This is a genomic window from Chryseobacterium indologenes (assembly GCF_001295265.1).
GTDB lineage: Bacteria > Bacteroidota > Bacteroidia > Flavobacteriales > Weeksellaceae > Chryseobacterium > Chryseobacterium indologenes_A.
This window is the reverse complement of record NZ_LJOD01000014.1, coordinates 65,254-78,020: the sequence shown is the minus strand read 5'-3', so window position 1 is coordinate 78,020 and position 12,767 is coordinate 65,254. Positions and strand designations below refer to the sequence as shown.

Annotated in this window: 13 protein-coding genes; 10 read left to right on the top strand and 3 right to left on the bottom strand. The window is 33.7% G+C overall.

From position 1 onward, the window contains the following. The first annotated feature begins 3 nt into the window (after positions 1 to 3). From AOB46_RS17895 to AOB46_RS17850, 10 genes are all read left to right on the top strand, one after another. Positions 4 to 1,248 carry a glycosyltransferase family 4 protein gene (locus tag AOB46_RS17895; protein ID WP_062701908.1) on the top strand — a complete coding sequence of 415 codons (1,245 nt, stop codon included), beginning with the start codon at positions 4 to 6 and terminating at the stop codon, positions 1,246 to 1,248. A gap of 10 nt (positions 1,249 to 1,258) precedes the next feature. Then, positions 1,259 to 2,041 carry a methionyl-tRNA formyltransferase gene (locus AOB46_RS17890; protein ID WP_062701906.1) on the top strand — a complete coding sequence of 261 codons (783 nt, stop codon included), beginning with the start codon at positions 1,259 to 1,261 and terminating at the stop codon, positions 2,039 to 2,041. Then, entirely contained in the window at positions 2,038 to 2,883 is an 846-nt protein-coding gene (locus AOB46_RS17885; protein ID WP_062701904.1) for a polysaccharide deacetylase family protein, read from the top strand. The genes AOB46_RS17890 and AOB46_RS17885 overlap by 4 nt, the downstream gene beginning before the upstream one ends. Next, positions 2,873 to 3,718 carry an NAD-dependent epimerase/dehydratase family protein gene (locus tag AOB46_RS17880; RefSeq protein ID WP_062701902.1) on the top strand — a complete coding sequence of 282 codons (846 nt, stop codon included), beginning with the start codon at positions 2,873 to 2,875 and terminating at the stop codon, positions 3,716 to 3,718. Before AOB46_RS17885 ends, AOB46_RS17880 begins: the two co-directional genes overlap by 11 nt. Positions 3,719 to 3,729: 11 nt before the next feature. Then, entirely contained in the window at positions 3,730 to 4,707 is a 978-nt protein-coding gene (locus AOB46_RS17875) for an MraY family glycosyltransferase (RefSeq protein WP_062701900.1), read from the top strand. Between the two features lie 19 nt (positions 4,708 to 4,726). Then, positions 4,727 to 5,272 (top strand): dTDP-4-dehydrorhamnose 3,5-epimerase, encoded by a 546-nt coding sequence (rfbC, locus tag AOB46_RS17870; RefSeq protein ID WP_062701898.1) that lies wholly within the window; start codon positions 4,727 to 4,729, stop codon positions 5,270 to 5,272. 95 nt (positions 5,273 to 5,367) lie between these two features. After that, positions 5,368 to 6,669: a 30S ribosomal protein S12 methylthiotransferase RimO gene (gene rimO / locus AOB46_RS17865; protein WP_062701895.1), complete on the top strand. Its 1,302-nt coding sequence runs from the start codon at positions 5,368 to 5,370 to the stop codon at positions 6,667 to 6,669. 368 nt (positions 6,670 to 7,037) lie between these two features. After that, a complete protein-coding gene (locus tag AOB46_RS17860) occupies positions 7,038 to 7,688 on the top strand; it encodes a hypothetical protein (RefSeq protein ID WP_131724415.1) in 651 nt (216 codons plus the stop codon). A gap of 37 nt (positions 7,689 to 7,725) precedes the next feature. Beyond that, positions 7,726 to 8,466 (top strand): hypothetical protein, encoded by a 741-nt coding sequence (locus AOB46_RS17855; protein WP_082377227.1) that lies wholly within the window; start codon positions 7,726 to 7,728, stop codon positions 8,464 to 8,466. A 1,039-nt stretch (positions 8,467 to 9,505) separates the two neighbouring features. Then, entirely contained in the window at positions 9,506 to 9,877 is a 372-nt protein-coding gene (locus AOB46_RS17850; RefSeq protein WP_062701889.1) for a septal ring lytic transglycosylase RlpA family protein, read from the top strand. Positions 9,878 to 9,944: 67 nt separating this feature from the next. On the opposite strand, the gene AOB46_RS17845 is transcribed toward AOB46_RS17850, so the two are convergent. From AOB46_RS17845 to AOB46_RS17835, 3 genes are all read right to left on the bottom strand, one after another. Beyond that, on the bottom strand, positions 9,945 to 10,709 hold the full coding sequence (locus AOB46_RS17845; protein ID WP_062701887.1) for an exodeoxyribonuclease III: 765 nt from the start codon (positions 10,707 to 10,709) through the stop codon (positions 9,945 to 9,947). Continuing rightward, positions 10,706 to 10,999 carry a YciI family protein gene (locus AOB46_RS17840; protein WP_062701885.1) on the bottom strand — a complete coding sequence of 98 codons (294 nt, stop codon included), beginning with the start codon at positions 10,997 to 10,999 and terminating at the stop codon, positions 10,706 to 10,708. Before AOB46_RS17840 ends, AOB46_RS17845 begins: the two co-directional genes overlap by 4 nt. A 123-nt stretch (positions 11,000 to 11,122) precedes the next feature. Further along, positions 11,123 to 12,667, bottom strand: a complete 1,545-nt coding sequence (locus AOB46_RS17835; RefSeq protein WP_062701883.1) for a PglZ domain-containing protein — start codon at positions 12,665 to 12,667, stop codon at positions 11,123 to 11,125. Between the last annotated feature and the right edge of the window lie 100 nt (positions 12,668 to 12,767).

The window sequence follows — 12,767 nt, the reverse complement described above, 5'->3', positions numbered from 1 at the left end:
GGAATGGCTAAAAAAGTATTAATACATAGTATTGTTTTTGCTCCAGATGCTGTTTCTACAGCATATCTATATAATGATATAGCATACAATTTAAAAAATAATGGGTATGAGGTGGAAGTTCTTTCAACAATGCCCCATTATAATAAGGTAGATAAAGGAAAAACAAAATTCCAAAAAAAAATTCTTGGACTTTACTATACAAGTAATTATAAAGGAATTAAAGTATATCACGTACCACAAAAAAAATATGAAAGTGTTCTTTTACGCGGTTTTACGATGATATATTGGCATTTATTGTCCTTTTTTCTTGGGATGAGAATTAAAAATGTTGATGTTATCATCAGTCCTTCTCCACCACTTACAATTGCATTAGTATCAATCGTATTAGCAAAACTGAAAAAAGCGAAATTCATTTATAATATTCAGGAAATTTATCCGGATTTTTTTGTAAATCAAGGAAAAATGAAATCTCAGTTTGTACTGAATGTGCTCAAGAAACTTGAAAGATTTGTATATAAACATTCAGATTCTTTAGTTACTATAGATCAGAATTTTAAAAATACACTGATTCCTAGAATGGAAAGCCCTGAGAAAATTGAAGTTATAGCTAACTTTGTAGATACTGAGCTTTATTACCCGATAGATTATCCAGAAGTTAATACTCAGTTATTTCCAATTGATGGAAACCTCAAAGTTATGTATGCTGGAAATATTGGTTTTGCCCAAGATTGGATTCCACTCATTGAAATAGCAAAGAGAACAAAAGGTATGCCTGTTAGCTATTTTGTAATTGGTGATGGAGCATGTAAATCATGGCTTAAGAGCGAAATTGAAAATTATAAATTGAATAATATTAATCTAATTGATTATCAGGAAAGAGAAAGTATACCTCATATTATTAATTATGCAGACTTACATTTTATCTTTATGAATAAAAAATTAGAAAAAGATGGTTTACCTTCCAAGGTTTATACAATTATGGCCTGTAAAAAGCCTTTATTAGTAATAAGTAATAAAAATACCCCTCTTTATGATCTATTAGAAAATACTGAGGCGGCTTATTTAATAGAAAACTTATCCAATAATGTAAATGAGGAATTATTCATAATCTTACAGGAAGTATTAAATAACAGGGACAAACTTAAACAGATGGGAGAAAAAGGTTACGATCTGGTACAAAAAGATTATACCAAAGAAAAGGTTACTGAAAAATATTACAAGCATATAAGTGTTTTAATTAATAGCTAATCAAAATCAGATGAAAATAATTATTATAACTCAGGAGGACGCATTTGTTGTTCCTAAAAATATAGAGAAAATTACACGTCTCAAAGGAGTTGAAATACTTAAAGTAGTTGATATTGATTCTGATTATAGTTTAGTTAATAAAAAAGCATATTTTATAAAAGGGTTTGGAATTTTTCAAACAATAAAAATGGGGATGCAGGTAGTGTCTGCTAAAATTATTAATCTAGTTGATTCACTAACATTTCATAAATTAAACATCATTCCCAAAAGTTTAAAAGCTGTTTCAAGCAGGTATAATATAGACTTTGAAAGAATAAAAAATCCGAATGATGCTAAGTTTTTAGAGAAAATTAAATCTTTAGAGCCGGATCTTATTGTTTCTTATTCTGCACCTGTGGTATTTAAAAAAGCTTTGTTAGAAATACCCAAAAATGGATGTATAAATTTACACTGTTCTTATCTTCCCAATTATGCAGGAGTAATGCCTAGTTTTTGGACACTTTATAAAAAGGAAAAATATACAGGAGCTACAGTACATTATATGGATTCTAAAATTGATAATGGAAAAATCCTTAATCAGAAAAAGGTTGAAATCTCAAATGATGAGACAATGTTTTCATTAATCATTAAAAGTAAAGAAATAGGAGGAAATCTTATGTGTGAGACAATTCAGAATATTCAAAGTTCAAATATTGAAGCTAAAGAGAATTTGTCAGCAAATGGAAGCTATTTTACATGGCCGACAGTAGAACAGTTGCAGGATTTTACAAAAAATGGAGGTAGATTAATATGAGAAAATTTGCAGTTTTAAGTATGGATGTAGAAGATTGGTATCATCTGGATTACTTTAATAAAGATGAATGTAATCAGAATCAATCTACTTTAGATGGACTTGATATTTACCTAGACCTCCTTGATCGGTACAATATCAAGACAACCTTTTTTATTGTTGGTGAATTAGTTGAAAAATTAAAAGACGGTATAAAGATTATAGAAGAAAGAGGGCATGAAATATGTTTACACTCATATGCGCATGTTCGTCCTCTTCAGCTCAATCTGGAGGAATTTAAGAATGATACACTGGCTGGCATAAAATCCTTTAAAGAATTTACCAATATAGATGTGAAAGGATACAGAGCACCTTGTTTTAGCTTAGATAGAGAACGGCTTGAGATTTTGAGAGAACTAGGCTTTGTTTTTGATTCAAGCAAAATTAAATTTGATGCCCATGATCTCTACGGAAGGATAGATCTGAATGGTTTTCAATCTCCTAATCCCAATATTTATAAACAAGGGAATTTTTATGAATTTGAAGCTTCTACAGTTGAAATTTTAGGGAAGAATCTTCCTGTATCTGGTGGAGGTTATCTAAGAATCTTTCCTTGGATGTTAACAAAAGCTCTTTTGAAAAAATATTTTAAAACAAATAAACACTATTTCTTTTATATTCATCCCTTTGAATTCTCCAGAAATTATAATATAGAAGTTCCGGAAAATACGGATTTTAAAACCAAAATAAGATTTAATAAAGGAAGAAAAACTGTAGAAAATAAAATGCATAAACTCATTAAATTATTAAAAGAAAATAATTATGAGTTTGTTACCTTTAACCAAATTATGAAGAATGAAGCCTAAACTTCTACTTACAGGTGCCAGCGGCTTTATTGGCTCCAAAATTTTTGATGAATTAAAAGATGATTTTGAAATTACCGGAATATCATCTTCATCAGGAAACACAGAATTTAAATCTTTAAATCTGTTGGATGCCGGCATGTGTGAAGCTTTTTTCTGCGATCAGAAATTTGATGTCATCATTCATGCCGCGGCAATTGCCCATGGTAAAAATAATGTCAATAATATGAGTGTGGAAGAGGCTAATATTCTTATGACTAAAAATATTTTTAACCCTTTAGATGTAAGTAAAAGTAAAGTAGTTTTTCTGAGTTCGGTATCTGTTTATAGCTTTAAAAATAAAAATAATAAAGAGTATATATCAATTAAGAACAAACCTGTTCCTGTGTCTCCATATGGCAAAAGTAAATTAGTTTGTGAAGAAATTCTGCAGAACATAAACGCAGAAGCCTTACATATTCTAAGATTGGCTCCGGTTTTTTCTGAAAACAATTTAAAAGACCTAGGAAAAAGAGTCTTTTTACCTGTTTTGAAAATACCTTTTTTTACAAAACAGGAAAGATTTTACTCATTGTGCCATTTAGATCAGATAATTGCGAAGGTAAAAGAGCTGGTTCATGAAAAAGAAAGTTCTTTATTAATAGTAAAAGATGCAAGAGATTATAGTCAGCAGGATCTATTAGCTTTTTTTAATATAGATAAACCTAAAGTAACTGTAAATAGAAATTTTCTTAAACCAGTATTTCTGCTGTTAGAAATTTTTCCTCTTAAAAAGATTAATAATATTAAAGAAATGTTTCATAAACTTTTCTTTTCAACCAAATATACTAATGATTAATATTTCTCTTAATGGATAGTAATTTACTGATTTTCTTAATTGTTTTTTTATCGCTTTTTCTTGTTGAAATTTTTTATTTCAAAATAGCCGATAAATACAACATCATAGACAAACCCAATCACAGAAGTGCCCATACCCAGATTACCTTAAGAGGAGGGGGAATTATTTTTCCCGTTGCATTCATTGTTTTCTGCTTGTTTAACTTCAGTTCAGCGGTTGAAAATTACTGGTCATTTGGTCTTGGCCTTCTTGCCATATGTACCATAAGCTTCATTGATGATATCAAAACATTATCCAATAAAATAAGGCTGTTTGTTCATTTTATTTCCGTAATCCTGTTGTTATATTTTACAGGAGCCTTTGCTTTGATTCCTTTTTGGGTATGGCCTGTATTATTTATACTCATAATTGGTACCCTGAACGCTTACAATTTTATGGATGGAATTAACGGAATGACCGGTATGTACAGCCTTGTTACGCTGGTTTCCCTGGCTTATATCAATCAGGAGGTTATTCAGTTTACTGATAATGATTTTATTGTATATCCTGTTTTAGCTTGCCTGGTATTCCTCTTCTTTAATTTCAGGAAAAAAGCCAAATGTTTTGCCGGGGATGTAGGAAGTATGGGAATTGGTTTTTGGGTAATAGGCCTTATTGCCCTTCTGATCATGAGAACCGGGGAATACAAATTCATCTTGCTGCTGGCTATCTACGGGATGGAAGTTGTTCTCACAATCATTGAAAGAATTCTCTTAAAAGAAAATATTTTTGAGGCACACAGAAGACACCTTTACCAGTTATTTGCCAACGAGAAAAAAGTTTCGCATTTAGTGGTAAGCACAGTATATGCTGTAGTTCAGCTTTTTGTTAATATATTTTTAATTCATTCAGAACTTCCGGTTTGGGCGGTTATTTTAATTATATTTATACCCACAGGTGGAATATATTTAGCATTAAAACAAAGTCTAAAAAAACAGTATAACCTATAAACAAGGTTTAGAATAAAAAATGAAAATAAAAGAAACACCCTTAAAAGATTGTTACATCATTGAGCCTACAATTTTTGAAGATGAAAGAGGCTATTTCTTTGAAAAATACAACGAAAAAAAATTTGAGGAGCTCACCGGAATGAACGGACATTTTGTTCAGGACAATATCTCAAAATCTTCTTATGGAGTATTAAGAGGTTTACATCTGCAGAAAGGCGAGCATGCACAGGCTAAACTGGTATCATGTCTTGAAGGAAAAGTTTTTGATGTAGCCGTGGATCTTCGCAGAGATTCCTCTACATTCGGGAAATGGTTCGGGGTAGAGCTTACCCCTGAGAACAAGCTTCAGCTGTATGTTCCCAGAGGTTTTGCCCATGGATTCTCCGTATTAAGCGAAACAGCCATTTTCTCTTACAAATGTGATAATTTTTATCATAAAGAATCAGAAGGAAGCGTCATCTGGAATGATCCGGAACTGAATATCGACTGGAAATTACCGTTAGACGTAGTACAACTTTCAGAAAAAGACAAAACCTTACCTCTTTTCGCGGAAGGAAACTTCTAGATATCGTATTGAAAACCATCTCTCTGAGGTGGTTTTTATTTTTTAATCAATACTCCTTTAATATTTCGTATCTTTGCACACTCAAAATCAAAAAGATGCGCACAAAATCTGTAGGGAAGAAGAAAATCAATGTGGTTACACTTGGATGTTCCAAGAATGTATATGATTCTGAAGTTTTAATGAGCCAGCTGAAAGCCAATGGTAAAGAAGTGGTGCACGAAGACCGCGGAGATATCGTGGTAATCAATACATGCGGATTCATCGATAATGCAAAAGAAGAATCTATTAATACCATTCTTGATTATGTAGAAGCCAAAAACAGAGGTGAAGTAGAAAAGGTTTTTGTAACCGGATGTCTTTCCGAAAGATATAAGCCTGATCTGGTACGGGAAATTCCTGATGTAGACCAGTATTTCGGAACAAGAGACCTTCCTGTACTGCTTAAGCATCTTGGTGCAGATTATAAACACGAGCTCGTAGGGGAGAGGCTTACCACTACTCCGAAACATTACGCTTATCTTAAAATTTCAGAAGGCTGTGACAGGCCTTGTTCATTTTGCGCTATTCCTCTAATGAGAGGCGGTCACGTTTCAACACCAATTGAAAAACTGGTAACCGAAGCCCAGAAGCTGGCAAAAAAAGGAACAAAAGAACTGATTCTTATCGCTCAGGATCTTACCTACTACGGATTGGATATTTACAAAAAACGTGCACTTGGAGATCTTTTGAAAGAATTAGTGAAAGTAGAAGGCATCGAGTGGATTCGTCTGCATTATGCATTCCCTAGCGGATTCCCTGAAGACGTCCTGGATATTATCCGGGAAGAACCTAAAGTCTGCAATTATATCGATATCCCGCTTCAGCACATCAATTCTGACTTACTGAAGTCTATGAAAAGAGGAACCACCCATGAAAAAACAAATGCTCTATTAGCCAAGTTCAGAGAAAAAGTTCCGGATATGGCGATCAGAACAACACTGATCGTAGGATACCCTGGAGAAACAGAAGAAAGATTCCAGGAACTGAAAGATTGGGTTAAAGAACAAAAATTCGACAGGCTGGGATGCTTTACCTATTCCCATGAAGAAAATACAGGAGCTTATGTACTGGAAGATGATATTCCGCAGGAAGTAAAAGAAGCCAGGGTAGAAGAAATTATGGAAGTGCAGTCACAGATTTCCTGGGAGAAGAATCAGGAGAAAATAGGCAAAACCTTTAAATGTATTTTTGACAGGAAAGAAGGGAATTATTTCATTGGAAGAACAGAATATGATTCTCCGGATGTAGATAATACAGTTCTGGTTTCTGCAGAAGAAACCTATATTTCTATAGGAGAATTTGCAATGGTAAAAATAACTTCTGCAGAAGAGTTTGATCTTTACGGAGAGCTTGTTTAATTACTGAGCTATAATAATTCAGTAAAAATAATAAATGGTTCAATTACTTACATAATTAATAAAATTTAACATACTTAAATTTACACTTAATTCTTATAAATTGCTGTTTTGTAGTAAATTATCTTTATTTAAGATATATATTGTTTATTTTTTTATATAAAATGTGCAAATTAGAAAATTATGTCTTAAATTTGCGCAATAAAGCAATATTTTAAAATCAAATGCTTTCATACGGCAACTCAAATATAGGCTGAGTTACAGTTAGTTAAAATGATTGTTAAACAGGCTAGAAGGTGGGCACAAGTTGGGATGCATCTTCCATTTGGAATATTGATGGAAAATAATGTAATTAAAATCTTTAAAAACTTATGAAAAAATTTTTATTAACAGCGACAATGCTCGTTTGCCTTTCGGCGTTTTCCCAAGCACAGCAAGGACGCGTGGGTATTAATACTACCACGCCTTCAGCAACATTGGATGTAGTGGCCAATACTTCAGATAATGCCAGACCCGATGCATTACTAGTTCCTCGTATGACTGCTGCAGAACTTGCTGCTAAAGATGACACGTCGGGTACCTATGGGACTGCTCAGAACGGAGCAATTGTTTACATCACTTCAGGAACAGGATCAGGTTCAAGAAGAGCTAAAATTACAGGTTCTGGTTTCTATTATTTTGATATTGCAGTTCCTGAATGGAAGCCTGTGGGAGGTGGCGCAGTTGCACCTGTACTTCCTACATTCAGAACAGTAGCTGGTGCTGCTACCACTACTATTAATGCAAGTGATGTTGGAAATGTAGTAGTTATTACAGGAAGTGTAAATGGTAATATTCAATTGCCGGTTCCTGACAACAGCATGATTGGGAAGAAATTAACGATACTTTCAACGGGTAATGGTATTCAGGGGCTTACCGATCTTAACGCAAACTACCTGACAAGAACACTTTCCAGTATTCAGTCATATGGAACAGAGTTGATTACCGACGGTTCTAACTGGTATGCTGTTGGAGGACAATAACACAAATTATTTAGAAAATTTATTAAATTAACTACAAATGAAAAAACTACAATATATAGTAGCTGTATTTGTCCTGTCATCTTTAGGTAATATGGCTTATGGGCAAATTAAAGGAAATCAGGGCTATGTTGGATCATCAATTGCTGCTTCTTCAGCATTTTTAGATGCTTCAACCACAACTGCAGTTAATGATCCTAATTATGGTAAAGGGATGATATATCCCAGAGCTGATCTGAGTGTATTGGTACTAGCCAATCAGGGTACTTTATACAATGCAGGAAATAACCCAAATAGATTTGATGGGATGATTGTCTATAATACAGGTACCGGTAATACCCCGGCAACAGGATCCGGAATAGGGAATCAGGCTGTTGTTCCTGGATTTTATTATTTCTCAAATCCCGGTACAACAACTTCAACTTCAAATGGAAGATGGCTTCCGTTGGGAGGAACACCAGTAGATCCTAAAGTAAATATTCTAACTTCGGAAACAACAACTAATACCTTAATCAACAGTGCGCAGGTTTACGCAAGAAAAGGTACATTTACTGCTAATGGAACATCAACATCACCAACCTTCCCTTCAGGGGGTATTGTAATTCCATCTACCGGAAGCTTATACAGAATCACTATTTTCCAGGCAGGAACAAACAATGTTTATGCAAATAGCGTATATTCTTATGACAAAACAACAGGAAACTTCATTACAGGGGCTCCTAGCATGTCTGTAGTGTATCCTTCAGGAAATTATGATTATATTGTAGAGTATACTAAATAATCAATTAATAATACAAACAAAAAAACCAATGAGAAAGCTCATTGGTTTTTTTGTTTTGGATACTTTAAAAGGTAATAAACATTTAAGCATAAAAGTTCAACATAAGCCCAAAAACAATCATAGATTTTGATAGACGGTATAATCTTGGAGCTATGTAAAAGGTTGGTTATAATGAATAAGAAAAGCTAAAATATAAAGAATGGAAATCAACTGATTGCTACAGGAAAAGATAATTAGATTGAAAATTATATTTCATATAAAAATAAATGAGGAACATTGATGCTGTATACAAATATGTACGTAAACTTAATAAACACTATAAAGCCCTCCATTTCAAAGACAAGCAATGCGGCCGTTTGTCTGTCTTAAAAGCATTTCGTTGTCATTTCATTTCTGATATAAGTACTGATTCATTGAGTGAGTTTCACGAAGTCAATTAAAAGATATAACCCTAAGATGGAAGTTCTGATCTGATGTATTATCTTTGGGCAGGCTTAAGATCTGTAAACAGCTGAATAAGTTGATCATGATAAATGATTATTTCAAAGGAAATAATTTGAATATATTCCTGAAAAAGAAATAAATATATAAAATTGGGAGGCTTTCACCTGTTAAATTTATACATAAATCTGCCGTAAATAGCATGATATTGTAAGGAGATCCTGCCCTGATTCCTTGTGTTATCGCTGTTTCGCATGGATTTTGAAAGATGGATGAATCCTTCAAAAATTTAACATAATCGGGACCATAGCCTTTGATGAATTTTTATTTTAGCTTTTTTGTCTATTATTTAAAATGTTAATTTACAGATTGTTATGATTTTCAATTTTATAAATTATGCATAAATTAGTTAATTAAATTAACTTTTTGTTGTTTTTTTTAACGTTTTTTAACAGTGTTGTTTAAAATACCTGATCATAGGAAGTTACAGAGATTGTTAACATATTTTTTGGTTTTAGTTAACAATTTTTAACAAATGGCTTATGGACTTTAAAAGATTCCTGATACTTTTGCTCCGTCAAAACCAATAAAATTCAAAATGATGAAAAGATTCATTCTCGTAATCATAATGATGATTTCAACCTTAGGAATTTATTCATTTACGAATAATACCTCAGATGCGAAAAAAACAAGTTATGCATCGTACTACCACGATAAGTTTAATGGTAGAAAAACAGCCAGCGGAGAGATCTTTGATAATTCAAAGTTTACCGCAGCAAACAGAACGCTTCCTTTTGGAACTAACATTAGAGTTACCAATTTGAACAATGGAAAACAGGTAATAGTGAAAATTAATGATAGAGGGCCTTTCCATGCATCAAGAGCTTTAGATATCTCTAAAGCTGCGTTCGATGAAATCGGAGATATCGATCACGGTACGATTCCGGTTGAATATGAAATTGTCGACTAAACTTATGATTTAAATTAAGAAAGCCAGCTGATTCAGCTGGCTTTTTGTATAGATCCTGTTCCTGTTTTTATACATCAAGCTCCAAAAGGGCCGGGCAGTGGTCTGAATGTACAGCTTCCTTTAAAATGACAGCACGCGAAAGCTTGTCTTTTAACGGATAAGTGGCAAAATTATAATCAAGCCTCCAGCCTTTATTATTAGCTCTTGCATTTTGCCTGTAGCTCCACCAGGTATAATGGTCCGGTTCATTATTGAAAAACCTGAAACTGTCGATCAGTTCACATTCCTCTATAAAATTGGTCATCCATTCCCTTTCCATGGGAAGAAAGCCCGAAACATTCTTTAAACGGACCGGATCATGGATATCAATTGCCTGATGACAGATATTAAAATCTCCCGAAATAATAAGGTTCGGAATGGTTTTTCTTAATTCTCTGATATAAGCCAGAAAATCATGGCAGAACTGCATTTTGAAATCCAGTCTTTCAATATTGCTGGCAGAAGGTACATACACAGAAATAACAGAATAACCGTCAAAATCTGCGCGGATAATTCTGCCTTCATTATCATAGCTTTCTATCCCGCATCCGTATTCAACATGGGAAGGTTTAATCTTTGACGCAATTCCTACGCCGCTATAGCCCTTTCTCACTGCTGAATGCCAGTAACTGTGATAGCCCAGCTTTTCAAGACTTTCAATATCAATCTGGTCGTTTCCTGCCTTACTTTCCTGAATGCAGATGATGTCCGGATCAGCGGTTTTCAGCCAGCCCAGAAAATCTTTGGTAAATGCTGCTCTGATTCCGTTGACATTATAGGTAATTAACTTCATGCGTTTTGTATGAAAAATTTAAAGTGTTCATTATATTTTGAAGGAATAAATTCCATAATATCATAATCTGTTGTCTGATGAGTGTAAAAAGGATCCTCCTGAATAATCTTTTCTATTTCTTTCTCAGAAGAGGCATTACAGAGGATAATACCGCCTGTTCTTGGCTCTTTTCTTCCGGAAGTGATGAAATATCCGGAATGATAGTACTTTTCCGGAAAATCATTGTGTTCAGGAATAAGGGGCTCTATCTGATCAAGAGGAACTTTATAAGTAAGCGAAATGATAAACATTGTTTTTTCGCTAAGATAGGAACTCTGCCAGACTATTAAAAGTAATGGGAAAAAAGAAGCGGAAAAAAATCATTCGATTTTTTTCCGCCCTCAGACCCAAAATTAAATAAACTATGAAAAAAACTATTTGGGTTCTAAAATACTGATCGGGATAATACACTCTTCCAGTGATATTCCGCCATGTTGGTAAGTCTCTTTATAATAATTCACAAAGTGATTATAATTCTTAGGATAAGCCAGGAAAATATTGTTTTTGGCAAAAATATATTTTGAGCTTAAATTTCCTTTGGGAAGAAACAGTTTTTCCGGATTGGTAATAGCCCAAACATCGCTGTCATCATAGGTTAAGCTTTTCCCCGTTTTATAGCGGATGTTGGTAGAGGTTTCACGATCGCCTACAACTTTGCTTGGCTTTTTAACATAAACCGTTCCGTGATCGGTGGTGATTACCAGTTTATAGCCATTCTCTGCTGCCAATTTAATGATTTTCAGTAGAGAAGAGTTTTCAAACCAGTTATAGGTAAGAGATCTGAAGGTTTTATCATCACGGATCAGCTGGTCTACAATATGATTATCTGTTTTGGCATGAGAAAGGATATCAATGAAATTGTAAACAATAACCAGAAGGTCGTTATTCTTGTGCTGGTTAAAATCATCATAAATCTTTCTTTCAAAATCAGCATTCAGAACTTTAAGATACTTCATAGACTTAGAGTTCAGCCCGATCCGTTTCATCTGATCTTCCAAGAAATCACGCTCAAATTCATTTTTATTCCCTTCCTCATTATCATTAAACCATTTTTCCGGGAAACGTTTTTCAATCTCAGACGGCATCAGCCCGGCAAAGAATGAATTTCTTGCATATTGTGTTGCTGTAGGGAGGATGCTGTAATAATAATCTTCCGATACCTTATTGTAATATTTTGTAAACAGAGGTTCAATAACTTTCCACTGATCATAGCGGAGATTATCGACCATTAATAAAAGAACTTTTTCTTTTTCTACTTCAGGTTTTACTTTTTCTTTAAAAAGCGTGTGGCTCATAATCGGCTTGTCTGAATCTGTAAGCCAGTCTGTGTAATTGTTCTCGATGAATTTCGCAAACTGAATGTTAGCCTCTTCCTTCTGAGACTGTAAAAGATCGGCAAACTCATTGTCTGTTACCTTATCAAACTTAATTTCCCAGCTCAGAATCTTTTTATAATATTCTGCCCAGTCCTGATACGTTCTCAGATAAGACAGTTCCATAGACAGGTTTCTGAATTCCTGCTGGTACTGTAGAATTGTTTTTTGCTCCACCAGATTTTCCTGCTGGAGATTCTTTTTTAATGATAACAGAATCTGGTTCGGATTAACAGGCTTTAGAATATAATCTGCAATCTGAGACCCGATAGCCTCTTCCATGATATGTTCCTCTTCACTTTTGGTTACCATAACGATCTTCAGAGCATTATCTTTCTCTTTGATCATGGGAATAGCTTCAAGTCCGGAAATTCCGGGCATATTTTCATCAATTAATGTTAATGCAAATTTTTCTGAATCCATAAGCTCCAGAGCCTCATTGACATTATTAACAGGTGTTACCTGATAACCTTTTTTTTCTAAAAATACGATATGGGGCTTTAGTAAATCTATTTCATCATCTATCCATAATATCTTTTCCGACATAATTTATTTTTTACGTGATTATTCTATCAAAATGTTGACCAATTCCTTTTAAAATCTCCCAAAATCAAAAGATTAAAAGTTAAATATTAGTTAAATGAAA